Here is a 25132-nt window from a genome sequence, read left to right as displayed (position 1 = left end):
TTGAAGGCGTGTCCTGTTCATGGCACCAGCACCACGTCTTCGCTGTCGCTGCCGCCATGGGCGCTGGTGACCTGCACCGTCGCTGGCGGGATCGGCGAGAGCCCGGTGGTCAGGGTCTTGACCGCGCCGTTGCCGCTCAGGCTGCCGATCAACGCACCGTTGCCGGTGCGGGCGGTGAGGGCCGGCGGGCTGGTCTCGTCGCTGCTGCTGGCCACCAGGGTCAGCTGGCCACTGCCCAGGCTGTATTCGGCGCGGCTGATGGTCACCAGGTCGGTCAGCGGCATCGGTGCGCTGGTCGGGGTGCTGGTGGCGATGGCCAGGCTGTTGTCGGCGGTCACCTGCAAGGTCAGCGGCAGGGTCGGGTTGAGTGGCGACTGGGCGTACCAGGCACCGGTGCCATTGGCCTCGCCGAGGGCCAGGGTGGGGGTCTGGCTGGTCAGGGTGACCGTGGCGGGCGCCGGCGGGGCCATGACGAATACATCCTGCTGGGCGCGCAGGTCGCCATTCACGGTGTGTCGCGAATAGGTGCTGCGCAGCGGGATCAGCGGCGTTGGGCGGTTGACCGTGGACAGCTTGCCGGAGATGGCGAACAGCTCGGTACGCAGGTCGATACCGTTGGGCCCTTCGATGCGCACGTAGTTGGTGTTGAACGGGCTGCCGGTGACCGGCTCCTCCAGGTTCGGGTCGCCGATGAAGCGTTCGCTGGCACCGGTGCCTGGGTTGGTTTCGGTATAGGGGCCGTTGACGCTGCGCAGGAACGGCCCGATGTCGCCCCTGAGCGCGCCGCTGTAGTCGCCTGGCGAGCCGATGCCGATGTCGCGGGTCATGTTGATCGCCCGGCGCCCGCCGGCCGCCACCTCGAACACATCGACACCGTAAGGGTGAGTGATGGTGTAGGTACCGGCCACCGGCACATCGACGCGGATGCGCACCCGGGCGAAGCTGACCTGGTCGCCATCCACCGGCTCCTCGGCGCTGAAGGCGGCCTCGATCGCCGATACATAGGTCAGATCGATGCCGCGGGCGGCATCGACGATGGCGGCGTCGGCGGTGAACCAGAACGCTTCGTCGGGGAAGTTGCTGGGGAAGACGATCGGCTGGGTGTCGTCGAACACGCCGGGTGTGGGCAGCAGCGTGCACATGTACGAGGGCGCGCCGGGAGCACCGGCGACCCTGGAGCTCACTGCCTTGGTCAGGCACAGGTCGAGCACCCGGCCATGGCTGTCCTGGTACCAGGCGGGGAACTTACCGGTGGGCAGGGTATACGGGCCGGTATCGACCGCATACAGCGCAGCCTGGGCCGGAAGCTGGAGCAGGCCGGCGAAGATCGCCACGGCCAGCGGGTGGGGTGTCGGTCGGTGCATGAGTTGCTTCCTCCTGCAAACGGGCCCATGGGTTGGGGCGTCTGGGGAGGGATCGGCAACTGTTGTGCCAGGTTTTGCAGAGGGGCGTCCAGGGCTTTTGCGACGAGGGTTTCAGCGTCCCGACAACGGTCTGGCGAGGTATCCATGGTGGGCGGGTGGCCCCAGCATTGGGGAATGGGGTGAGGCTCGGTCTCTGTCGTAGCTGATGACTGCCAACCAATTCTGACGCACACTGCCGAAAAATCCGATGCCCGTTGCCCCGCCTGAGCGGGGCACACCAGGAGCACGCAATGGCGCGACAACTTCCAACAACAACCGCCAACGACCCCTTGCAGCAGTCTCGCCTGGTCCGCCTGAAGCTTGCCAGCGAAGGCGAACTGCCCTGCGGCATGCTGCGCGACGAGATCGACGCCTCCTGGCGGCGCAGCCTCGGCCATGGCCTGGACTGTCTGCAGGGCGAGCAGGTCGGCCTGGGTATTCGCCACGGCCTGGACCTGGATACGCTGCTGGAACACAACCGCCTGCTGATCGACGCGGCCACCCCTGAGCTGGACTACCTGATCAAACGCCAGGGCAAGAGCGGCATCGTCATCCTCGGTGATTCCCAGGCCAACGTGCTGACGATTGACGGCCAGAAGCATGTGCTCGAGCGCGAGGGCCTGCGCGACCTGCACCCTGGCAGTTGCTGGAGCGAGGCCCTGCGCGGCACCAATGCCATCGGCACGGCGGTGGTCGAGGGCCAGCCGACCCTGATCAACTGCGGCGAGCATTACCTGGATCGGCTCAGCCCGTTCTCCTGCACCTCGGTGCCGCTGCGTGATCCGCGTGGCGACGTGATAGGCGTGCTCGACCTGACCCGTGAAGGCGTCATGGCCCAGCCCCAGGACAGCCTTTCCACGTTGCTGCTCGCCGCCGGCAATATCGAGAGCCGGCTGTTCGGGCTCTACCATCCCGAGCATCTGGTTCTGGCCTTCCATAGCCGCCCGCAATACCTGGCCAGCGCCTGGCAGGGCCTGCTGGCGCTGAGCCTGGAAGGCGAGGTGATGGCGGCCAACGACAATGCCTGCCAGTTGTTGCAGATGCCACGCCAGGCGCTGCTCGGGCGACGCTGCGGTGACCTGCTCGGCGAGCGTTCGCCGGCGTTTATCGCGCGCCTGTGGCAGGGCGGCGTCAGCAGCGTGCAGACGGCAGCGGGCGAGTTCTTTTTCCGGGCGCTGCAACTGCCGCGGCATGCTCGCGTCAGTGGCCCGTCCGCGATCGCCAAACCAGCACCGCCGAAGACCCAGGCACTGGAAGCGCTGGCCGGTGGCGATGCCCGTCTGGCGCGTGCCTTGCGCATGGCCCGCCAGGGCTTGGCAAACGGGTTGCCGGTCCTGCTGCTGGGTGAAACCGGCACTGGCAAGGAGGTGGTTGCCCGTGCCCTGCACCAGGCCGGTCCGCGTGCCGACAAGCCATTCGTGGCGGTCAACTGCGCGGCGATTCCCGAGGGGCTGATCGAGTCCGAGCTGTTCGGCTACCGCGACGGCGCCTTCACCGGCTCGCGCCGGGGCGGCATGGTCGGGCGGCTGATGCAGGCCCATGGCGGCACGCTGTTCCTCGACGAGATCGGCGACATGCCGCTGGCCCTGCAGGCGCGCCTGCTGCGTGTGCTGCAGGAGCGCCGCGTGGCGCCCCTTGGCGCCGGCGACGAGCAGGACATCGACGTGGCGCTGATCTGCGCCACCCATCGCGACCTCAAGCGCCGGGTTGCCGACCAGCACTTCCGCGAAGACCTCTACTACCGGGTCAACGGCGTGTCCCTGCGTCTGCCGGCACTGCGCGAGCGCGACGACCTGGCAACGATCATCCAAGGTTTGCTGGACAAGTCCGGAGCCGGCAGTGTGAGCTTCGACCCAGCGCTGACGGCGCTGCTGGAGAACTTCGACTGGCCGGGCAACATCCGCCAGCTGGAAATGGTGGTGCGCACCGCCCTGGCAATGCGCGAGGAGGGCGAGCAGGTGCTGACCCTCGATCACCTCACCGACTGCCTGCTCGATGAACTGGCCAGCGGCGCCACGCCGTCCGGCAGCCTGCGCGACAACGAACTGGAACTGATCCGCGCCGCGCTGGCCCGGCACCAGGGCAATGTCTCGGCCGCGGCCGAGGCCCTGGGTATCAGCCGGGCGACGCTGTATCGCAAGCTCAAGCAGTTGCGTGGTTGAGCCATGGGCGGACTGTTTTCCCGATTGATCGAATCCAGCGACCCGCAGTTGATGCGCCAGGCCCTGGCCTGGCTCTACGGCTTCGTGCGCCCGCAGCGTGGCGCCATCGGCGTGCTCCTGGGGCTGTCCCTGGGCGCCTCGCTGCTGGCCCTGGCGCAACCCTGGCTGGTCAAGACCTTGATCGACGAAGGCCTGCTGGCCAAGGATTACCAGACCCTCTGGCACATGGCGGCGATCATGATCGTCGCCGGCCTGCTCGGCACGCTGCTGGCAGGGGTCAACCGCTACCTGCACACGCGCCTGTCCGGGCGCATCCTGTTCGCCCTGCGCGACGACTTGTACCGACACCTGCAACAACTTTCGCCGACCTTCTACGGGCGCCGGCGCACCGGTGACATCCTGTCGCGGCTCGATGGCGATGTCGCCGAGATCCAGCGTTTTGCCGTGGACTCGTTGTTCTCGGCGGTATCGGCACTGATCGGTCTGGTCGGTGCGGTGGCCTTGATGCTGATGCTGTCCTGGCAGCTGTCGCTGCTGCTGGTGTTGCTGATCCCGCTCGAAGTGCTGTGGCTGCGCTGGATGCGACGCAAGGTCGAGCGCGAAGTGCGCAGCCTGCGCGAACGCTCGGCGGACGTGTCGTCGTTCCTGGTCGAGACACTGCCGGCGATGAAGTTCATCCAGGCCGCCGGCCAGCAGCGGCGTGAGGCCGAGCGCCTCGATCAGTTGGGGCAGGGCTACATGGGGCAGCTGCTCAGGGTGCAGGTCACCGAGTTCTTTACCCAGGCGGTGCCCGGCACGCTGACTTCCTGGTGCCGGGCCTGCGCATTCCTGGTCGGCGGCTGGTGGGTGATCCAGGGCACCTGGCAACTGGGTGCGCTGATCGCCTTTTCCACCTACATGGGCATGGCCGTCGGTCCGGTGCAGAGCCTGCTGGGCCTGTACGTGGCGGTGCAGCGGATGGCCGTGAGCCTGGGGCGGGTGATGGAGCTCAAGCGGGAGGCGCTCGCGGTGCGCGAGGCGGACGATCCCCGGCCCATGCCACAAGGGGCCGGGGAACTGCGACTGGACGGGGTATCTTTCGCCCACGACGGGCGCCAGGGTGGGGTGCTGGACCAGGTGCAAGCCTGTCTGCCCGGCGGCGCCAAGATCGCCATCAGCGGCGCTTCCGGCGTCGGCAAGTCGACCCTGATCGACCTGCTGCAGCGCTTCTACGACCCGGATGACGGGCGCATCCTGCTCGACGGCGTCGACCTGCGCGAGCTCGACCTGCAGGCCCTGCGGCGGCGCATCGCCGTGGTCAGCCAGGACATCGTGCTGTTTCGCGGCACCCTGGCGCAGAACCTGGCCTACAGCACGCCCCAGGCCAGCCGTGAGGAGCTCGAGCAGGTGGTGCGGCTGACCCGCCTGGACAGCCTGGTACAGAGCCTGCCGCTGGGGCTCGATGGTCTGCTGGGCGAACGCGGCCAGCAGCTGTCCGGTGGCCAGAAGCAACGTATCGCCATCGCCCGGGCGCTGCTGCAGCAACCGGCGATCCTGGTGCTTGACGAGGCCACCTCGGCGGTCGACGAAGCCACCGAGCGTGAAGTGATTGCCGCCATCGACCAGCTGTTCGCCGGGCGTACGCGGATCCTGATCAGCCATCGTGCCTCGACCCTCGCCGATGCCGACTTGCATCTGGAACTGCGTGACGGGCAATTGCGCAGCAAGGAGCCCGCCGACCATGGCCGTTGACCTGTGCATTGGCGTGATCGACAGTGGCTGCTCGGCGCAGCAGGCGGATAGCCTGCTCGGCGCGCGGCGCTTCTGGCTTGAGGATGGCGTGCTGTGCGAGGGCGAGCCGCTGCCGGATGCCCTGGGCCACGGCAGCGCGGTGCTGGCGCGGCTGCGGGCCGAGTCCGGCGGCCAGCCGGTGCTGCTGGCCCAGGTGTTCGCCGGGCAGGGCAGCACCAGCGCCTTGCAGGTGGCCGCTGGCCTGTTGTGGCTGGTGGAGGCGGGCGCGACCGTGGTCAACCTGAGCCTGGGCCTGCGCCAGGATCGCCCGGTGCTGCGCCTGGCCTGCGCCGAGGCCGTGGCCGCTGGCGTGCTGCTGTGCGCCTCCAGTCCGGCGCGGGGCGAGCCGGTGTATCCGGCCAGTTATCCCGGGGTCATTCGCGTCACTGGCGATGCCCGCTGCGCCGCTGGGCAATGGTCGTGGCTGGGCACTCCCCAGGCCGACTTCGGCGCGGCGGTTGGCGCCGCTGGGGTGGCCGGGGCCAGTCTGGCCTGTGCCGCGTTCACTGGGCGGGTGGCGGCCCTGCTGGGCGAGGAGCCCGGCATGACCCGGCAGGCACTGTTGCACTGGCTGGAGCGGCACGCGGCGTTCGTCGGCCCTGAGCGCAAGGAGTCGACCGATGCCTGAACCGAGCATCCTGATACTCGGTGCCGGACCTGCGGGGGCGACTACTGCCCTGGGGCTGCGGCGGATGGGCTACCCCGTCACCGTGGTGTCCGACTGGCGCCGTTTCGCTGCGGTGGAAGGTGTTTCGCAACGTGTGCTGGAGGGCTTGCGCCATGCGGGCCTGGGCGCTGCCCTGGCCGAGGCGACTACGCCGGCCACGCGGCAGGTGCACTGGAACGGTGAGCGGCTGCAACCGAACCAGGAGTGGCTGCTGGATCGCCAGCGCTTCGACCAGGCACTGCGTGATGACTTGAATCGTGCCGGTGTCGAGCTCGTCGAAGGGCGTGTGCACGAGGTGGTGCAAGGGGTGGGGCATCGGGTGTCTCTGGACGACGGGCGTACCTTGCACGGCGATTTCCTGGTCGAGGCCCGTGGTCGTCAGGCCCCGTTGAGCGAAGGTCGCCTGCGCGGGCCGGAGACGGTCAGCCTGCTCAACCTCTGGCAGGCCGAGCCCGGCACGCCGGCCTCGGCAGTAGAGAGCCTGGACGACGGCTGGGCCTGGATGGCGCGGCTGGCCGATGGCCGCTGCTACTGGCAGGTGACGCTGGACGTGACGGCGGCGCGGCTGCCGGGCAAGACGGCGTTGCCCGAGTACTGTGCCGGGCGCCGCCGTGGCTCGGCGCTGGTGGCGCAACTGTTCGGCGAGCAGGCCTTCGCCCCTGCCCAGGTGCATGCACGCAGCAGCACAGCGATTCTTGTCGGCAACTGCGCGGGCCGTGATTGGCTACGGGTTGGCGATGCGGCGATGGCGGTTGATCCGTTGTCGGGCAATGGCATCTTCCAGTCCTTGTCCTCGGCGCTGCAGGCGCCCGTGGTGATCAATACCCTGCTGCAACGGCCCGGGCAGGCAGCCTTGGCGCAGCGCTTCCATCAAACGCGGATCGAACAGCTGTTCCTGCGTTTCGCCCGGATCGGGCGCGACTTCTACGCCCAGGAAGCGCAGCGTGGCGAACAGCCGTTCTGGGCCCGGCGCCGGTGCTGGCCAGATGCGCAGCCGCTGCACGCGGCGGCAAACTGGCAGGCGGTGCGGGTGGAGCGCCGCCCGGTGCTGCGCGAGGGTTGGGTGGAGGAGGCCGAAGTAGTGGTGACGGCTGATCAGCCGCTGGGGGTGTGGCACCTGCAAGGTATCGAGCTGGCGCCGGTGGTACGCGGGGTGCAGGCTGGCATCGGCCTGGAGCGCCTGGTGACACAGACGCACCAGCCGATGATTGCGCGTTGGTTGCGCGAACAGGGTTTTTGCTGAGGACTCATCGCTGGGCAAGCCCGCTCCCACCGCTGCTGCATCAGCCAGCAAACCCTGCGTGGGAGCGGGCTTGCCCCGCGATAGGGCCGCTGGCTTAGAAGAATGTCCCCACCACCAGTTGCAGGTAGGCCCCGCTATCCCGGCCACCCAACTGCACGCCGCCATCCTGCGCGCTGCGCTGCGGGGTGTAGAACCCCACAAGCGGGCTGATCAGCCAATGCTCGTTGACCATCCACTCCACATACAGGTCCACCTCGCGCCCACCCAGGTTGCCCTGGTCGGTGCTGAGCGGGTCGAAGTCGAAGTACAGCGCGCCCACGGTCAGCCCCTCCCGTGGCGTGGCCTTGAGCGCCACATGGTGCACTTGGGTATTGCTGTTGAATGGCCCGGCGTAGTTGGCCGCCACCTCGCCCTGGAACCAGGTGCCATAGCCCCGGCTCAGGCCATAGAACAGCGGGTCGAAGTGCTCCGAGAAGCGGCTGTAGCGGTAGGTGGCGGTGGGCGACCAGGGCAGTCCGGAGAAGGTCCAGTTGCCCTCCAGGTACCAGGCGTTCTCGCGTCCGTCGGTGCGGTCCTGGGTGACATACTCGGCGGCCAGTTCGAGGTCTTTCACTCCCAGGTTGCCACGCCCGCGCAGGCTCACCGTGTCCATGCCGTCGCGGTGTTCCAGGCCAAGGATCTCGGCGTAGCGGCGGTCGACATCCAGGCCACGGATCCAGCTCAGGCCCACGGTGCCCGCGTCGGCGACATGCTCGAGGTTGGCCACCGCCATGGAGTTGTCGGCCTGGAACGGGTTGTCGGACTTGAGCCACATCAGGTCGCCACGCCAGCCCTGCTTGCCGCCCAGACGTAACACGGCGGTGCGGTCGAACGCCTTGCGCGCCGCCAGGTAGTAGGCGCCGCCTCGGTCGAAATCGGCGCCCAGGTCGACGTTGCCGGCATTGACCGGGTCGCCCTGGATCAGGAAACCGTCGCCGAGGGTGATGACCTGGCGCCCGCCGGAGAGATCGATGCCGTCTTCGCCAAGCGCCGGAAACAGGGTGCCCGAGCGCCATCCAAGGTAAGCGTCCTCGACGCCGGTGCGACGTTCGTCACCGAGGGTGAAACCCGCGGCGTCACCATCGCCCCAGGTGGCCGAACTGAGCAGGCTGAAGGCGCCGTAAAGCGTGCCGTTGCTGGCCAGCGCCTGGCTGGCGCTCAGGCCGTACTTGACGTAGCCCTCGCGCCAGTTGCTGCTGCCGGCCTGGCGGTTGCCGAACTGGTCGAAGCTTTCGTCGCTGTGGAATACGCCGAACAGCGCTTCGAGGTTGGCGTCCAGGGTGGTGCCGGCGTGGTTGTAGAGTTCGTGGGCCTGGGTGAGGGGAGAGGCCAGCAGCAGGGCCAACGTGCAGGCGAGCTTGTGCGTCATGGTGTGCTCCATGTTTTTGTTGTTTTCTGGCTTTTTGATTGCCTGGCCGGGCCTCATCGCCGGCCAGGCGATGAGGCCGGCACAGGTGAAATCAGAGCTTGATCAACACCGACTTCAGCTCGGTGTAGTGCTCGATTGCCGCCGCGCCCATCTCGCGGCCGACGCCGGAGAGCTTGTAGCCGCCGAACGGCAGCGCCGGGTCCAGCGCGCTGTGACAGTTCACCCACACCGACCCGGACTTGATCCGCGGGATCATCCGGTGCACCGCGGCCAGGTCGTTGGACCAGATGCTCGCGCCCAGCCCGTAGGGGTTGTCGTTGGCCAGGCCCACCACCTCGTCAAGGTCGTCGAACGGCATGGCCACCAGCACCGGGCCGAAGATTTCCTCCTGTACCAGGCGGTGGCGCTGGTCGACATCGACGATCACCGTCGGCTTGACGAAGTAGCCCGGGCCGAAGCCTTCGCCACCGCAGGCGATGGTCGCGCCCAACTCGCGACCCAGGTCGATGTAGCCGGTGACCCGCTCCTGCTGCCGGGCCGAGATCAGCGGGCCCATCTGTACGCTAGGGTCCAGGCCGTTGCCCAGTTTCATGGCATTGGCGATGCCGGCGATATCGGCCACCACGTTGTCGAAGTGCTTGCGGTGCACATACAGCCGGGAGCCGGCGCAGCACACCTGGCCCTGGTTGAAGAAGATCGCCGTGGCGGCTCCGACGGCGGCTTCCTGCAGGTTGGCGTCGGGCAGGACGATGGTCGGCGACTTGCCGCCCAGTTCGAGGGTGACGCGGGTCATGTTGTCCATGGCGGCCTTGCCGATCAGCTTGCCGACTTCGGTGGAGCCGGTGAAGGTCAGCTTGTCCACGCCCGGGTGGCGGCTCAGCGCGGCACCGGCGTTCAGCCCGGTGCCGGTGATCACGTTGAACACGCCGTCCGGGTAGCCGGCCTCGCTTACCAGTTCGGCGAGCTTGAGCGCGGTCAGCGGGGTTTCATCGGCAGGCTTGAGCACCACCGTGCAGCCAGTGGCCAGGGCCGGGCCGAGCTTCCAGCAGGCCAGCAGCAGCGGGAAATTCCAGGCGACGATGGCGCCGACTACGCCCACCGCCTCGCGGCGCACGAACGCGTGGAAGTCGTCATTGGGCATCAGCGGCAGCGACGGCTCGACCGTGCTGCCTTCGAGCTTGGTCGCCCAACCCGCCATGTAGCGCAGGAAGTCGATGGCCAGTTGCACGTCCATCACTTGGGCCACGGCGGCACTCTTGCCGTTGTTCAGGCATTCCAGCTCGGCCAGCTCCTGGGCATCGCGCTGCATCAGGTCGGCCAGGCGCCACAGCAGGTTCTGCCGCTCACGCGGACGCATCCGGCTCCAGGCCGAGTGTTCGAACGCCTGGCGGGCGGCCTGCACGGCGCGGTCCACATCCTGTGCCTCGGCCGCGGGCACCTCGGCGAGGACCTCGCCACTGGCCGGGTTGCGCAAGGTCATGGTGCGGCCGCTGGCGGCGTCCTGCCAGTCGGCGCCAATGCGCATCTTCAGCTGGCGTGCGAGGAAGGCACGGGTGGCGGGCAGGATCGGCAGTTCGGAATGCATGGGGCGGTGCCTCTTGTCATGGTTGTGACCAGGGCAGGGCAATGGGCGTGCCAAGCCGGGCAACGCGTTCACAGCCCTTGATACATGTGGTTTTCGCGTTACACGGCATGCAGTCAGGGAGGCTTGAGCTGTTGCACATTGAGACTGAGTGAGACGGAGATGAAACGGACCGCTGTGCGGGCCAATCGCCGGCAAGCCGGCTCCCACAGGTACGGCGTTGGACTCGAAGGTGGCTAGATCCCTGTGGGAGCGGGCCTGCGCAGCAGGCCCCGTGTCTCAAGGTGAAACACCCTGTCGCGAAATGGCACGTTCGGTCACAGCCTGCGCTGCTGGGGTTTGCCCCTGCTCTGCGCTCAAATCGTTGATGCAAAACATATTTGCCGCAATTGGCACACTTCCTGTATCGCCACTGTCAGATGCACAGCGCAGCGTGCGAATAACGATAAGAACGATACCGTGGAGGTCTGACCTTGAAGACGACTCGACTCCGGCGGCAGGCGGGCACACTGGCGCTGGTCGCCACCGCACTGCTGTCCGCCCAGGCCATGGCGGCCGAGCAGGGCCCGAGCCTGTTGCAGAACAAGTGCATGGGGTGCCATATCCCCGAAGGCAACGACAGCTACAGCCGCATCAGCCACCAGCGCAAGACCCCCGAGGGCTGGCTGATGAGCATCGCCCGCATGCAGGTGATGCATGGTTTGCAGATCAGCGACGACGACCGCCGCACCCTGGTCAAGTACCTGGCCGACAAGCAGGGCCTGGCGCCCAGCGAGACCGACGGTGTGCGCTACGCCATGGAACGCCGGCTCAATACTGTCGAACACTTCGACGACCCGCTCAGCCAGATGTGCGGCCGCTGCCACTCCGGCGCCCGGGTCGCCCTGCAACGGCGCCCGGCCAAGGAGTGGGAGCACTTGGTCAACTTCCACCTCGGCCAATGGCCGTCCCTCGAATACCAGGCCCAGGCCCGCGACCGCGACTGGCTGGACATCGCCCTCAAGCAGATGGTGCCCGACCTGGCCAAGCGCTTCCCCCTCGACAACCCGGCCTGGGCCGAGTGGCTCAAGGCCCGGCCCGAGTCCAAGGTCCTGGCCGGGCAATGGGCGTTCAGCGGCCATATGCTGGCCAAGGGTGACGTGCGTGGGGTGATGACGGTCAGCGCCGAGCAGGGCGATACCTTCAAGGTCGAGGTCAAGGGCGCCTACGCCGACGGCACGCCGTTCAACGGCAGCGGTTCGGCGATCCTCTACAACGGCTATGAATGGCGCGGTAACGTCAAGGTGGGCGAGGCCAACCTGCGCCAGGTGTTCGCCGCCATCGACGGGCAGATGAAGGGCCGCATGTTCGAGGCCGAGCACGACGAGCGCGGCCTGGACTTCAGTGCGGCGAAGGCCGGGCAGGGGCGCCTGCTGGCGGTGCAGCCGGCGTTCATCAAGGCTGGCAGCGACAGCGAGATCACCCTGGTGGGCAGCGACCTGTCCGGCAAGCCCGAGCTGGGCGCGGGCGTCGAAGTGATCGAAGTGCTGGAGTCGACGCCGACGCTGATCCGGGTCAAGGCCCGCGCCGCCAAGGATGCCGCCGCCGGCCCCCGCGAGGTGGCGGTGGGCGCGCTCAAGGGCGTGCAACTGGCGGTGTACGACAAGGTCGATGAGGTCAAGGTGGTGCCGGCATTCTCCATTGCCCGCATCGGCGAGAACGGCGCCTCGGTGCCCAAGGTGCAGGGCCGTTTCGAGGCTGAAGCCTGGGGCAAGGACGCCAGTGGCCAGTCGCTGCGCATCGGCTACCTGCCGGCGACCTGGAAAGTCGAGCCGTTCAACGAACGGGCGGTCGAGGACGAGGACGTCAGGTTCGCCGGGCAGATGCAGGCCGACGGCGTGTTCGTGCCGGGCGGGGCAGGGCCCAACCCCGAGCGCAAGATGATGACCAACAACGCCGGCAACCTGAAGGTGATCGCCACCCTCGCCGACGGTGGCCAGCAGGGCGAGGGCCACATGATCGTCACCGTGCAGCGCTGGAACAATCCGCCGCTGCCATAGGCATCAACCTGACCAATTGCTTATCGGGAGGTCGCCATGGGCGCACTACTGAACCTGGTCGAACGCAACCTGCACGAAGTGCAGGTCGATGCCGACCGCATGCTGTTCCATATCCCCAGCAGTTCGCTGTTCGCCACCGACGCGGTGACCGGCGGCATCATCGACACCCTGCGCCGCCAGGGCTGTTCCGCCGAGGAGCTGCTGCAGCAGCTCGGCCAGCAGTTCGACGGGCAGGACATCGAGGAAACCCTGCGCGAGCTGATCGCCCTGGAAGTGGTCAGCGACGGCTCGCCGCTGACCCCGGAAATCGCCCTGAAACAGGTCGAGCGCACCGCGCTGAACACCGTGGTGCTCAACGTCAACACCGGCTGCAACCTCAGCTGCACCTACTGCTACAAGGAGGACCTCGACAAGCCCTCCGCCGGCAAGAAGATGAACAGCGCCACCGCCGAAGCCTCGGTGGAGATGCTGCTCAAGGAGTCGCCGAACGAGGAGCGCTACAGCGTGGTGTTCTTCGGTGGCGAGCCGCTGTCCAACCGGGCGTTGATCGAGCACATGGTGGCGTACTGCGAGCGACGCTTCGCCGAGGCGGGCAAGCAGGTCGAGTTCATCATGACCACCAATGCCACGCTGCTCACCGAAGAGATCGTCGACTGGCTCGATGCCCACCGCTTCGGCCTGTCGATCAGCATCGACGGGCCCAAGACTGTGCACGACCGCAACCGCATCACCGTGGGCGGGCAGGGCACCTACGACGTGGTGCGGCGCAAGGCCGACATGCTGCTGTCGCGCTACCGCAGCCGGCCGGTGGGGGCGCGGGTTACGCTGACCCGTGGCATCACCGATATCGAGACCATCTGGAACCACCTGTTCAACGAGATGGGCTTCGCCGAGGTGGGGTTCGCCCCGGTGACCTCCGGTGACATGGCCGACTTCAACCTCACCGGCGACGAGCTGGTGCAGGTGTTCGCCAACATGAAGGCCCTGGGCCGGCGTTACCTGGAGGCGGCGCTGGCGCACCGCAACATCGGCTTCTCCAACCTGCACCAGCTGATCACCGACATTCACGAAGGCCACAAGAAGGCCCTGCCATGCGGTGCCGGGCTGAAGATGCTGGCGGTGGACCACGAGGGCGAGCTGAACCTGTGCCACCGCTTCACCGGCTCCAGCCTGCCGACCTTCGGCAATGTGCACCAGGGCGTGAAGCAGGCGCAGCTCAACGATTTTCTCTCGCAGCGCCTGGACCGCAGCGGCACCGGCTGCGACAGCTGCCGCATCCGCAACCTGTGTTCCGGCGGTTGCTACCACGAAAGCTACGCCCGCTACGGCGACCCGCAGCATCCGACCTACCACTATTGCGAGCTGATGCGCGACTGGGTCGACTTCGGCATTGAGGTCTACAGCCGCATCATGGCCGCCAACCCGGCTTTCATCGATCGCTACATCACACCCCGGAAGGCGCACTGACATGAAGCACCTCAAACCGCTGAACAACAAGGCGCGCATTCTCGAGCAGGCGGCCGCCGAAGACCGCGTCGAGGACGTGCTGGCGATGAGCGCCGTGGCCGGCTGCACCGCCACCACCGACCCGGGCTGGGAAGTGGACGCCTTCGGTGGCGTCAGCTCGCTGTGCCAGCCGATGGAGGCCGACCTGTACGGCTGCTCCGACCCTTGCTGGTGGCCAGCCCAGGTGCCGGACATGATGAGCACCTACCAGGACTGGAACGCTCAGGCAACCAACTCCGCCGAAGACTGGCGCAACCTCGGCACCGTATTCCCGAAAGACAAATAGAACGACAAGGGGAAACCGCATGAAACCTGGACTCTGCGCGCAACTCGCGCTCACCGTCGCCGCCACGGCCTGCGCCTGGGCGGCCCAGGCCGACGACGCAGGCAAGGCCCTGAAGGCCGGCCATGAATACCTGATCGCCACCAACTACCCGAACAACCTGCACGTGGTCGAGGTGGCCAGCGACACGCTGTACAAGACCTGCCGCATGCCCGACTCGTTCGGCCCCGGCACGGCGATGATGGCGCCGGACAACCGCACCGCCTACGTGCTCAACAATCACTTCGCCGATATCTATGGCATCGACCTGGACAGCTGCAAGACCACCTTCCACGCCAACCTGTCCAGCGTGCCGGGCGAGGTCGGCAAGGCCATGTACTCCTTCGCCATCAGCCCCGACGGCAAGGAGGTGTACGCCACGGTCAACCCCAGCCAACGCCTGAACGACCACTATGTGGTCAAGCCGCCGCGCCTGGAAGTGTTCCGCACCGGCGACGGCCTGGATGCCAAGCCTGTGCGCACCTTCCCGATGCCGCGCCAGGTGTACCTGATGCGCGCCGCCGACGACGGCAGTCTCTATGTGGCCGGGCCGGACATCTACAAGCTGGACGTCAACACCGGCAAATACACCGTCGCACTGCCACTGCGCAGCTGGAACCGCCCGGGCTACAGCGCGCCGGACGTGCTGTACTTCTGGCCGCACCAGAGTTCTTTGCACGAGTTCTCGATGCTCTACACCATCGCCAGGTTCAAGGACGCCAAGCAGGACCCGGCCAGCGCCGAGCCGCTTTACGGCTACCTGAGCATCGACCTGAAGACCGGCAAGGCCCATACCCAGGAGTTCGCCGAGCTGACCGAGCTGTACTTCACCGGCCTGCGCTCGCCGAAGGACCCGAACCAGATGTACGGCGTGCTCAATCGCCTGGCCCGCTACGACATCGCGCAGAAGAAGCTGGTCAAGGCCGCCAACCTGGACCATACCTACTACTGCGTGACCTTCGACAAGGCCGGCGACAAGCTCTACCTGGGCGGGACGTTCAACGACCTGGCGGTGTTCGACCCCAATACGCTGGAGAAGGTGGGAAACATCAAACTGCCCGGTGGCGACATGTCGACCACCACGCCGCAGGTGTTCATTCGGTAGAGCGGTGTTGGCCCTATCGCCGGCAAGCCGGCTCCCACAGGTAAGGTGCTGACCTCGGGTCTGCTGCGGTCTCTGTGGGAGCCGGCTTGCCGGCGATAGGGCCGGATCAATCCCTACAAGAACAACAAGAGACACCCCATGACCCAGCCCAGCCACACCGTAGGCAGCAACGCCATTCCCTTGCTCAACTTGTGCATCGGTGACGCCTTCGACGCCACCGTCGCCCGCTTCCCCGACCGCGAGGCCCTGATCGTCAGCCACCAGCAGTTGCGCTACACCTGGCGGCAACTGGCCGATGCGGTCAACCAGCACGCCCGCGCTCTGATGGCCCTGGGCGTGCGGGTCGGCGACCGCTTAGGGATCTGGGCGCCCAACTGCGCCGAATGGTGCATCACCCAGTTCGCCAGCGCCAAGATCGGCGCGATCCTGGTCAACATCAACCCGGCCTACCGCACCAGCGAACTGGAATACGCCCTGGGCCAGTCGGCCTGCCAGTGGGTGATCTGCGCCGACGCCTTCAAGACCTCCGACTACCACGCCATGCTGCTGGACCTGGTGCCCGAGCTCGGCGCCTGCCGAGCGGGCGAACTACAAAGCGCGCGCCTGCCCGCGTTGCGCGGGGTCATCAGCCTGGCGGCCACGCCACCTGGTGGCTTGCTGGCCTGGTCGGCGTTGCAGGCCCGTGCCGGTGAAACCGCCCCCGGGCAACTGGCCGCGCGCCAGGCCAGCCTGCACCGGCACGCGCCGATCAACATCCAGTACACCTCCGGCACTACCGGGTTTCCCAAGGGCGCGACCCTCAGCCACCACAACATCCTCAACAACGGCTACATGGTCGGCGAAAGCCTCGGATTGACCGAGCACGACCGGCTGGTGGTACCGGTGCCGCTGTACCACTGCTTTGGCATGGTCATGGCCAACCTCGGCTGCATGACCCACGGCAGCACCCTGATCTACCCCAATGACGCCTTCGATCCGCTGCTCACCCTGCAGGCCGTGGCCGAAGAACGCGCCACCGCCCTGTACGGCGTGCCGACCATGTTCATCGCCGAGCTCGATCACCCGCGTCGCCATGAGTTCGACCTGTCCAGCCTGCGCACCGGGATCATGGCTGGCGCCACCTGCCCGATCGAGGTGATGCGCCGGGTAATCGACGAGATGCACATGGGCGAGGTGCAGATCGCCTACGGCATGACCGAGACCAGCCCGGTGTCGTTGCAGACCGGCGCCGCCGACGACCTGGAGCGCCGGGTGACCAGCGTCGGCCGCACCCAGCCGTGGCTGCAGAGCAAGGTGATCGATAGCGCAGGCACTACCCTGGCACGCGGCGAGATCGGCGAGCTGTGCACCCGCGGCTACAGCGTGATGCTCGGCTACTGGGACAACCCCAAGGCCACCGCCGAGAGCATCGACGCCGAGGGCTGGATGCACACCGGCGACCTGGCGGTGATGGACGAACAGGGCTACGTGCGCATCGTCGGGCGCAGCAAGGACATGATCATCCGCGGTGGCGAGAACATCTATCCGCGGGAGTTGGAGGAGTTCTTCTTCACCCACCCGGCGGTGGCCGACGTGCAGGTGATCGGCATCCCCTGCAGCCGCTATGGCGAGGAGATCGTCGCCTGGATTCGCCTGCATCCGGGGCAGGCCCTGGGCGAGGAAGAACTGCGTGAATGGGCGCGGGCGCGCATCGCGCATTTCAAGGTGCCGCGCCATTTCCGCTTCGTCGATGAATTCCCGATGACGGTGACCGGCAAGGTGCAGAAGTTCAGGATGCGCGAGATCAGCATCGAGGCGCTGACGGGCGGGCAAGGGCGGTAGCCGCCCTCAGCTTCAGGCCTGGGCCCGCGCGCCGTTGAGGAACAACTGTTCCACGGTCTGCGCGGTGTTGGCGCTGGCGGCGCGGCCACGGCGTTCGGCATCGACCATGCCGTAGATCATGGTCATGAACATTTCGGTGAACACCGCCGCGCTGATGTCGATGCGCAGCACGCCCAGTTGCTGGGCGCGCAGGAAGAACGCGTCCATTGCCTGGGTGTAGGCCTGCCAGCGCATATCCTCGGCGTTGTTGAGCAGAGTGTCGGGGCGGTACTGGAACATCAGGAACACCAGCATTTCGCGGTGCTTGAGGTGTTCGGCGATCAGGTGGCGAATGCCGACCAAGGGTTCGGTGCGTTCCAGGTCGGCTTCCTGGATGACCTGGTTGAGCACGTGCTCGCCGTGGTCCTCGAGCAGGTTAACCAGATTTTCGCGGGTACCGCAGAAGCGGTGCAGGGTGGCCTTGCTGACCCCGGCGGTTTCCGCCAGCTCTTTCAGGGTGGCGCGGGGATGAACGACAATGGCATGGGCCAGCGCCTTGAGCAGGCGTTCTTCTTGGAGGGATCTGCGCATAAGGACCTCAGTCGGGGTTCGGCTGTCGGGCAGGCGAAAAGAGACGAAAGATCCAATATTGTATCATATGAGACGAATAAATCTCATGGTTTGAACAATTCATAGCGGGTCAAGGCTGCTCCACCGTGGGAGCAGCCTTGACCCGCGATGGGAACGTCAGATCGGATAATGCTTCAGCTCACGGGCGATCAGCATCCGCTGGATCTCGCTGGAGCCCTCGTAGATCTGGGTGATCCGAGCATCCCGATAGTACTTCTCCACCGGATAGTCTTCCAGGTAGCCGTAGCCGCCATGCACCTGGATCGCCATCGAGCAGACCCGCTCGGCCATCTCGGAGGCAAACAGCTTGGCCTGGGAGGCCTCCGACAGGCAAGGCTTGCCCGCGCTGCGCAGACGCGCGGCGTGCAGGATCAGCAGGCGGCTGGCGTTGATCTGCACCTGCATGTCGGCCAGCAGGTTGGCGATGCTCTGGTGCTCGTTGATCGGCTTGCCGAACTGGATGCGCTCGCGGGAGTAGGTCAGTGCCGCCTCGAAGGCCGCGCGGGCGATGCCCAGGGCCTGGGCGGCGATACCGATGCGCCCGCCTTCGAGGTTGGACAGGGCAATGGCCAGGCCCTTGCCGCGCTCGCCGAGCAGGTTGGCGGCCGGGATGCGGCAGTTGTCCAGGGTCACCGCGCAGGTGTCGGAGGCGCGGATGCCCATCTTGTGTTCGCTGCGGTCGACCTTGAACCCAGGGTTGTCGGTGGGCACCAGGAACGCCGAGAGGCCTTTCTTGCCCAGCTCCGGGTCGGTCACGGCGAAGACGATGGCCAGCTTGGCGCGGCGGGCATTGCTGACGAACTGCTTGGCGCCATTGATCACCCACTGGCCATCGACCAGTTCGGCGCGGGTGCGCAGGTTGTGGGCCTCGGAGCCGGCCTGGGGCTCGGTCAGGCAGAAGCAGCCGATCACCTCGCCGCTGGCAAGTGGCGGCAGCCAGGCCTGCTGTTGTTCAGGCGTGCCGTAGGCCAGCAACGGGCCACAGCCCACCGAGTTGTGGATGCTCATCAGCGCCCCGATGGCGCCGTCGCCGGCGGCGATCTCCTCGACCGCCAGGGCATAGGCGACGTAGTCGGTGTAGCTGCCGCCGAAGTCTTCCGGCACCACCATGCCGAGCAGGCCCAGCTCGCCCATCTTGCGTACCACGTCGTCATCGATCCAGGCGGCCTTCTCCCAGGCCTGGGCATGGGGGGCGATCTCGCCGCGGGCGAAGTCGCGCGCCATGTCGCGGATCATGATCTGTTCTTCGCTCAGTTCCAGGTCTTGCATCTGTGTACTCCCGGGCTCACAGGCCTTCGAAGAATTGGTCGACGCGCTGCGCGGTGAGTTCGCCCAGGGTCGGCGGGTTCCAGTGCGGCTGCTTGTCCTTGTCGATGATCAGGGCGCGCACGCCCTCGATGATGTCGCCGTACTCGAACCACTGGCGGTCGATGTGCAGTTCCATGGCGAAACAGTCTTCCAGGCTCAGGTGGCGGCCACGGCGCAGCAGCTCCAGGGTCACGGCCATGGCCAGCGGCGAGCGGGTTTCCAGCAGGGCGGCAGTCTCCAGCGCCCACGGGTGGCTGTCGCCGATGGTCACGGCGCGCAGCTGTTCGATGATGCTGGGCAGGTCGGGCAGGGCGAAGAAGTGGTCGATCACCGGGCGCAGGCGCGCCAGCGGGGCGTCCTCGAGCACCTGGGTGCCGAGCTTGGCCAGCAGGCCCTGCAGGTCCTTGAGCGGGTGCTCGCCGAACACCAGGCGGTCCAGGCCTTCATCCAGCGCGGCCAGCCTGGTGCTGTCCAGATGCCAGTCGGCGAGGCCGCAGTACAGGGCGTCGGCGGCCTTGACCTGGGTACCGCTGACGCCCAGGTAGATGCCCAGCTCGCCGGGCACGCGGGACAGGAAGTAGCTGCCGCCGACGTCCGGGAAGTAGCCGATACCCACCTCGGGCATCCCCAGGCGGCTGCGCTCGGTGACGATGCGCAGGTCGCAGCCCTGGGCCAGGCCCATGCCGCCGCCGAGGGTGAAGCCATCCATCAATACCAGCACCGGCTTGCGGTAGCGGTGCAGGCACAGGTCCAGGGCATATTCCTCGACGAAGAAATCCTCGTGCAGCTTTTCGCCGGCCTTGAAGCTGTCGTGCAGCGAGCGGATGTCGCCGCCGGCGCAGAAACCCTTGGGCCCCTCGCCACGCAGCATCACGGCCTGCACCTGCGGGTCCTGCGCCCATTGGTCGAGGTGCTGCTGCAGGCTGCGCACCATGTCCAGGGTCAGGGCGTTGAGGCCGGCTGGGCGGTTGAGGGTGAGGTGGCCAATGTGGTTGCGGACCTCGGCCAGTACCTGATCCGTTGCCGAGGGTTGAGCATGCGCGGTCATCGCGGTCTCCCTGCTTTGTTATTGATTTTCCAAGTGAAGTCCTGGAGTGCGCGAGCGGATCGGTCGATCCTGTCATGCAAAATTACCTTGCACAATTGGCAAATCTGCAGGGCTAGCCTGCATTTTTGCCCTGGCACGCTTGCGGACGTGACCTCACTTTAGCGCTATGGCGCCGAGGCGCCTGATATTTCTACCAGCTGTGAGGCAGTGAAGGGTCTGGCATATTGAATTTCGTGTCTTGCCCGGAGGGTTGGTACGTGTTGCTTAAAATCAGGCGTTTCATTTCTCTATTAGCATCCGATCGGCAGCGATCCATTTTGTTCACGTCTTCGGCCTCGTGCAGCTATGCGCCCTTTGGCAGCCGGGGACAGCAAGCCGGAGCTCACCGCCTGGGGTACACCGGAACTCTCAGTGAGGCGTTTACCGAGCATTATCTGTTGGGTAATGGCTACCGGGGATTCAACCCTTTGCTGATGCGTTTCAATTCGCCTGATAGCTGGAGTCCTTTCGGCAAAGCCGGGGTCAATGCATACGCGTATTGTTTGAATGATCCGATGAACGCCAGTGATCCATCGGGGCATATCAAGCACAGCACAGGTTGGGAGCGCGTGCGCCAGACGCTCAAGTTCTCCCTAGGGGGCCGGCAACTTCAACAGCGTCCTGACACATTGGCATCGCGAGCTGTGCGAGTACTTGAAAGGCAAGGCAGAATCTTGCCAACTGAAAGTGCGCAGATGGTCGCGGGTGACATCTCGGGTGCCGGGCCACTCTATGACCGTATCGGTAGTCGTCCTCCGAGCCCTTCTGCATCTAGTTATCAGCCGGTATTGAGACGGGGCGTATTCGATCCTCTTGATGTGAGAAACATGGTTCACTTGTACCCTGCCGAGCTTGGGCGGTATGTCAAAGCTGTCCCTGGCGCTCGTGAACGGATTTCCATCTACTCCAAGGGGCAGGCAGAGTTGTACCTGCGCACCGTTCATGCAAATCCTGATGATTTTGAGCCTGGCCTGTTGCAAGGGATGCTGCCCGAACACCTCGCGGCTGCGGATAACGCACTACTGATGGACGGTATGGCGGTTGACCTCAGTCGGGTGCTTAGCGTTTTTCGAGGAACACCCGGTTAATTCAACTTGTTGTCTTGGTGAGTCTCTTGCTCCGTCGCATAGCTTTAGCCTCAATCAATGCATGCTGGTAATCCACCGAGTTCCTCACCCCGAAGGGTGATAGCCGCCCCGTCCCCCCCATGAAACAATCCCGGCCAGCACTCACCCTGGCGGGGAAGACAATAATGAGCAATGCCCAGCTGAATTCGCCCGACTGGTATGAGCAGATGGCCCGCGTGGTCGACGCCATCGGCACCCCAGGCTTCGTCGAGGCACTGTTCGCCGCGCTCAATCAACTGGCAGCGTGCCAGGCCATCACCGTGTTCCTGTATCCGCGCAAGGGCCTGCCGTCGGCGCTGTTCGCCAAGGACGACGAGGGGCCCTGGCTGCCCGAGGGCAACGTGCAGAAGTACCTCGAAGGCTACTACCTGCTGTGCCCGTTCTACCGCGCCTGTATGGACGGCGTGCCCGCCGGTTGCTATCGCCTGAGCGATGTCGCCCCCGACCACTTCAAGCGCAGCGAGTACTACACCTCGTTCTACCAGCACGCGCACCTGGAGGACGAACTCAACTACCTGGTGCCGCTGGACGCCCAGCTGACCATCGCCGTGGCCCTGGGCAGCACCCGGCGCCTGGGCAGTCGCCAGGTGGCCGAGCTCAAGTGCGTCGCCGCCTGGGTGGCGGCGGTGGTGCGCCGGCACTGGGGGCAGCTGGATGCCGAGGCCCTGGGCGGGCGCTTCGAAAGCGCGCTGGGGCGGCAGATCAACGCCGCGCTGAACAACTTCGGCTCGTCCTTGCTCACCGAGCGTGAGTGCCATGTCGCCCAGTACCTGCTGCGCGGCCATTCCACGCGTTCGCTGGCCGAGCGCCTGGGCATCAGCGAAGACACGGTCAAGACCCACCGCAAGAACCTCTACGCCAAGCTCGATATCGCCACCCAGGCCGAGCTGTTCTCGCTGTTCATCGCCTCGCTGGCCCAGGCCCAGGAAGGCTTGAGCAAGGACCCGCTGGAAAGCTACCTGCGACGGCGCTGACCCACCGCTTCACCTCATCCAGACAACGACAATCACCGGCCCGGGTGTGGCCGGAGGGGAGACCTGCGTGCATACGAAAAGCGATTGGCTGCAGCGCGCCGCGCGGCAAAGCTTCATCACCACCGCATTGATTGACGGGCGCCCGGTGGCGGCCCGCGACGGCGCCACCTTCGCCGCCATCAACCCGGCGACCGAGCAGTGCCTGGCCCAGGTCGCCGCCTGTGCCGACAGCGAGATCGACCAGGCGGTGAGCGCCGCCCGCCGCGCCTTCGAGCACGGTCCCTGGGCACGCATGGCGCCGGCCGAGCGCAAGCGCGTACTGCTGCGCCTGGCCGAGCTGATGTTGGCCCACCGCGAGGAACTGGCGCTGCTCGACTCGCTGAACATGGGCAAGCCGGTGATGGATGCCTACAGCATCGATGTGCCCGGCGCGGCCCAGGTGTTCGCCTGGTATGGCGAAGCGCTGGACAAGCTCTATGACCAGGTCGCCCCGACCGCCGCCAGCGCCGTGGCGATGATCAGCCGCGAGGCGTTGGGCGTGGTCGGCGCGGTGGTGCCGTGGAATTTCCCGCTGGACATGGCCGCCTGGAAGGTCGCCCCGGCACTCGCCGCAGGCAACAGCGTGGTGCTCAAGCCCGCCGAGCAGTCGCCATTCTCGGCCCTGCGCCTGGCCGAGCTGGCCCTGGAGGCCGGGTTGCCGGAGGGCGTGCTCAACGTGGTACCGGGCCTGGGCGAAACCGCTGGCCGTGCCCTGGGCCTGCACCCGGACGTGGATTGCCTGGTGTTCACCGGTTCCACCCAGGTGGGCAAGTACTTCATGCAGTATTCGGCGCAGTCGAACCTCAAGCAGGTGTGGCTCGAATGCGGCGGCAAGAGCCCGAACCTGGTGTTCGACGATTGCCGCGACCTCGACCTGGCGGCGCAAAAGGCCGCGTTCGGCATCTTCTTCAACCAGGGCGAGGTGTGCTCGGCCAATTCGCGGCTGTACGTGCAGCGCTCGATCCACGACGAGTTCGTTGAGCGTCTGCTGCGCCAGGCCCGCGAATGGCTGCCCGGCGACCCGCTGGACCCGGCCAGCCGTGCCGGCGCCATCGTCGATGCCACGCAGACCGTGCGTATCGAAGCCGCCATCGGCCAGGCCCGGGAGCAGGGCGCACGACTGCGCTGCGGCGGTGAGCGCCTGAGCGTGAACGGCTCGCGCAACTTCATCACGCCAACGATCTTCACCGACGTGCGCCAGGACATGGCCCTGGCCCGTGACGAGATCTTCGGCCCGGTGCTGGCGGTCAGCACCTTCGACGACGAGGAGCAGGCCATCGCCCTGGCCAACGACAGCGTTTATGGGCTGGCCGCGTCGGTGTGGAGCGACGATCTCAACCGTGCCCACCGCGTGGCCCGACGGCTCAGGGCCGGCACGGTGTCGGTCAACACCGTCGACGCCCTGGATGTGACCGTGCCGTTCGGTGGTGGGCGCCAGTCCGGTTTCGGCCGCGACCTCTCGCTGCATTCGTTCGACAAGTACACCCAGCTCAAGACCACCTGGATCCAGCTGCGCTGATATTCACCCGAGGAGAACAACAATGAACGCACCCATCACCCCGGCGACCGGCAAACGCGATACCCGCGACTACCAGGCTGGCGACGCCGCCCACCACATTCACGCCTTCCTCGACCAGAAGGCGCTCAACGCCGAGGGACCGCGGGTCATCACCCGCGGCGAGGGCCTGTACCTGTGGGACAACGACGGCCGCCGCTACCTGGACGGCATGTCCGGCCTGTGGTGCACCCAGCTCGGCTATGGCCGCAAGGACCTGACCGCCGCTGCGGCCGCACAGATGGACCAGCTGCCGTACTACAACATGTTCTTCCACACCACCCACCCGGCGGTGATCGAGCTGTCCGAGCTGCTGTTCAGCCTGCTGCCCGGCCACTACAGCCACGCTATCTACACCAACTCCGGCTCCGAGGCCAACGAGGTGCTGATCCGCACCGTGCGCCGTTACTGGCAGGTGGTCGGCCAGCCGCGCAAGAAGATCATGATCGGCCGCTGGAACGGCTACCACGGCTCGACCCTGGCGGCCACGGCGTTGGGTGGCATGAAGTTCATGCACGAAATGGGCGGGTTGATCCCGGACGTGGCGCATATCGACGAACCGTACTGGTTCGCCGCGGGTGGCGAGCTGACCCCGGCGGAATTCGGCCGCCGTTGCGCCCAGCAACTGGAGGAGAAGATCCTCGAACTGGGCGCCGAGAATGTCGCAGGCTTCATCGCCGAGCCGTTCCAGGGCGCCGGCGGCATGATCTTCCCGCCCGAGAGCTACTGGCCCGAGATCCAGCGCATCTGCCGCCAGTACGACGTGCTGCTGTGCGCCGACGAGGTGATCGGTGGTTTCGGCCGCACCGGCGAATGGTTTGCCCACCAGCACTTCGGCTTCGAGCCGGATACGCTGTCCATCGCCAAGGGCCTGACCAGCGGCTACGTGCCCATGGGCGGCCTGGTGTTGAGCAAGCGTATTGCCGAGGCGTTGGTGGAGCGGGGCGGGGTATTCGCCCACGGCCTGACCTATTCCGGCCACCCGGTGACGGCGGCGGTAGCTATCGCCAACCTCAAGGCCTTGCGCGACGAGGGTATCGTGCGCCGGGTCAAGGACGACACCGGCCCGTACCTGCAGCGCATCCTGCGCGAGGTGTTCGCCGACCACCCGTTGATCGGTGAAGTACAGGGCACCGGCCTGGTGGCAGCCTTGCAGTTCACCGAGGACAAGGCCACGCGCAAGCGCTTCGCCAACGAGAACGACCTGGCCTGGCAGTGCCGCACCTTCGGTTTCGAGGAAGGCGTGATCATCCGCTCGACCCTGGGGCGGATGATCATGGCGCCGGCCCTGGTGGCCAGCCGTGGCGAGCTGGACGAACTGGTGGAGAAGACGCGTATCGCGGTGGACCGTGTGGCGCAATCGGTGGGTCGAGGCTGAAACCTGGGGCGCGCAGGCGCCCCTTCG

At 66.5% G+C, this 25132-nt stretch carries 19 protein-coding genes; 13 read left to right on the top strand and 6 right to left on the bottom strand.

Annotated elements, in window-relative coordinates; all coding sequences use genetic code 11:
* Positions 1-17: 17 nt before the first annotated feature.
* Positions 18-1364, bottom strand: coding sequence for a hypothetical protein (locus ACZ9C1_RS07310; RefSeq protein WP_111533229.1), 1347 nt, complete (start codon positions 1362-1364; stop codon positions 18-20).
* A gap of 290 nt (positions 1365-1654) precedes the next feature.
* Between ACZ9C1_RS07310 and ACZ9C1_RS07305 the strand changes: the two genes are divergently transcribed.
* Genes ACZ9C1_RS07305 through qhpG form a run of 4 tightly spaced genes read left to right on the top strand, consistent with a single transcriptional unit; the run spans position 1655 to position 7245 of the window.
* Entirely contained in the window at positions 1655-3565 is a 1911-nt protein-coding gene (locus ACZ9C1_RS07305; protein WP_476253820.1) for a sigma-54-dependent Fis family transcriptional regulator, read from the top strand.
* A 3-nt stretch (positions 3566-3568) separates the two neighbouring features.
* Positions 3569-5296 carry an ABC transporter ATP-binding protein gene (locus tag ACZ9C1_RS07300; protein WP_102684858.1) on the top strand — a complete coding sequence of 576 codons (1728 nt, stop codon included), beginning with the start codon at positions 3569-3571 and terminating at the stop codon, positions 5294-5296.
* Positions 5286-5963, top strand: coding sequence for a subtilisin-like serine protease QhpE (gene qhpE, locus ACZ9C1_RS07295; RefSeq protein ID WP_139670681.1), 678 nt, complete (start codon positions 5286-5288; stop codon positions 5961-5963). Before ACZ9C1_RS07300 ends, qhpE begins: the two co-directional genes overlap by 11 nt.
* Positions 5956-7245 carry a flavin-dependent monooxygenase QhpG gene (gene qhpG, locus ACZ9C1_RS07290; protein WP_476253819.1) on the top strand — a complete coding sequence of 430 codons (1290 nt, stop codon included), beginning with the start codon at positions 5956-5958 and terminating at the stop codon, positions 7243-7245. Before qhpE ends, qhpG begins: the two co-directional genes overlap by 8 nt.
* Before the next feature lie 94 nt (positions 7246-7339).
* Here qhpG and ACZ9C1_RS07285 read toward each other — a convergent pair whose 3' ends face one another.
* Complete coding sequence (locus ACZ9C1_RS07285) at positions 7340-8653, bottom strand: alginate export family protein (RefSeq protein ID WP_476253818.1); 1314 nt, start codon at positions 8651-8653, stop codon at positions 7340-7342.
* A 91-nt stretch (positions 8654-8744) separates the two neighbouring features.
* Entirely contained in the window at positions 8745-10238 is a 1494-nt protein-coding gene (locus ACZ9C1_RS07280) for an aldehyde dehydrogenase family protein (RefSeq protein ID WP_110703983.1), read from the bottom strand.
* A 470-nt stretch (positions 10239-10708) separates the two neighbouring features.
* On the opposite strand from ACZ9C1_RS07280, the gene peaA reads away from it, so the two are divergent.
* The 5 genes from peaA to ACZ9C1_RS07255 all read left to right on the top strand — a co-directional run bounded on the left by peaA (position 10709) and on the right by ACZ9C1_RS07255 (position 17028).
* On the top strand, positions 10709-12274 hold the full coding sequence (peaA, locus tag ACZ9C1_RS07275; RefSeq protein ID WP_476253817.1) for a quinohemoprotein amine dehydrogenase subunit alpha: 1566 nt from the start codon (positions 10709-10711) through the stop codon (positions 12272-12274).
* Between the two features lie 36 nt (positions 12275-12310).
* Entirely contained in the window at positions 12311-13741 is a 1431-nt protein-coding gene (peaB, locus tag ACZ9C1_RS07270; RefSeq protein ID WP_457378640.1) for a quinohemoprotein amine dehydrogenase maturation protein, read from the top strand.
* Position 13742: 1 nt separating this feature from the next.
* The gene (gene qhpC, locus ACZ9C1_RS07265) at positions 13743-14066 is read left to right on the top strand and encodes a quinohemoprotein amine dehydrogenase subunit gamma (RefSeq protein ID WP_094012540.1); all 324 of its coding nucleotides are present in this window, start codon (positions 13743-13745) and stop codon (positions 14064-14066) included.
* Between the two features lie 19 nt (positions 14067-14085).
* Positions 14086-15207: a quinohemoprotein amine dehydrogenase subunit beta gene (peaD, locus tag ACZ9C1_RS07260; protein ID WP_139670668.1), complete on the top strand. Its 1122-nt coding sequence runs from the start codon at positions 14086-14088 to the stop codon at positions 15205-15207.
* A 138-nt stretch (positions 15208-15345) separates the two neighbouring features.
* Positions 15346-17028 (top strand): AMP-binding protein, encoded by a 1683-nt coding sequence (locus ACZ9C1_RS07255; RefSeq protein ID WP_476253816.1) that lies wholly within the window; start codon positions 15346-15348, stop codon positions 17026-17028.
* A gap of 12 nt (positions 17029-17040) precedes the next feature.
* Here ACZ9C1_RS07255 and ACZ9C1_RS07250 read toward each other — a convergent pair whose 3' ends face one another.
* The 3 genes from ACZ9C1_RS07250 to ACZ9C1_RS07240 form a co-directional block, all read right to left on the bottom strand.
* The gene (locus tag ACZ9C1_RS07250) at positions 17041-17598 is read right to left on the bottom strand and encodes a TetR/AcrR family transcriptional regulator (protein ID WP_476253815.1); all 558 of its coding nucleotides are present in this window, start codon (positions 17596-17598) and stop codon (positions 17041-17043) included.
* A 156-nt stretch (positions 17599-17754) separates the two neighbouring features.
* The gene (locus tag ACZ9C1_RS07245) at positions 17755-18906 is read right to left on the bottom strand and encodes an acyl-CoA dehydrogenase family protein (RefSeq protein WP_038706259.1); all 1152 of its coding nucleotides are present in this window, start codon (positions 18904-18906) and stop codon (positions 17755-17757) included.
* 16 nt (positions 18907-18922) lie between these two features.
* Positions 18923-19993 carry an enoyl-CoA hydratase/isomerase family protein gene (locus tag ACZ9C1_RS07240; protein WP_476253814.1) on the bottom strand — a complete coding sequence of 357 codons (1071 nt, stop codon included), beginning with the start codon at positions 19991-19993 and terminating at the stop codon, positions 18923-18925.
* Between the two features lie 257 nt (positions 19994-20250).
* Here ACZ9C1_RS07240 and ACZ9C1_RS07235 point away from each other — a divergent pair, with 257 nt between their 5' ends.
* The 4 genes from ACZ9C1_RS07235 (at position 20251) to ACZ9C1_RS07220 (ending at position 25105) form a co-directional block, all read left to right on the top strand.
* Positions 20251-21120, top strand: coding sequence for an RHS repeat-associated core domain-containing protein (locus ACZ9C1_RS07235; protein ID WP_476253813.1), 870 nt, complete (start codon positions 20251-20253; stop codon positions 21118-21120).
* A 164-nt stretch (positions 21121-21284) separates the two neighbouring features.
* On the top strand, positions 21285-22133 hold the full coding sequence (locus ACZ9C1_RS07230) for a helix-turn-helix transcriptional regulator (RefSeq protein ID WP_476253812.1): 849 nt from the start codon (positions 21285-21287) through the stop codon (positions 22131-22133).
* Positions 22134-22200: 67 nt separating this feature from the next.
* The gene (locus ACZ9C1_RS07225) at positions 22201-23691 is read left to right on the top strand and encodes an aldehyde dehydrogenase (protein WP_110704002.1); all 1491 of its coding nucleotides are present in this window, start codon (positions 22201-22203) and stop codon (positions 23689-23691) included.
* 22 nt (positions 23692-23713) lie between these two features.
* Entirely contained in the window at positions 23714-25105 is a 1392-nt protein-coding gene (locus ACZ9C1_RS07220; protein WP_476253811.1) for an aspartate aminotransferase family protein, read from the top strand.
* The last annotated feature ends 27 nt before the right edge of the window (positions 25106-25132 follow it).

The sequence above is a fragment of the Pseudomonas sp. TE21435 genome, from assembly GCF_056279265.1.
The sequence above is the reverse complement of the archived record's forward strand: the minus strand, read 5'-3'. Positions and strand labels throughout refer to the sequence as shown.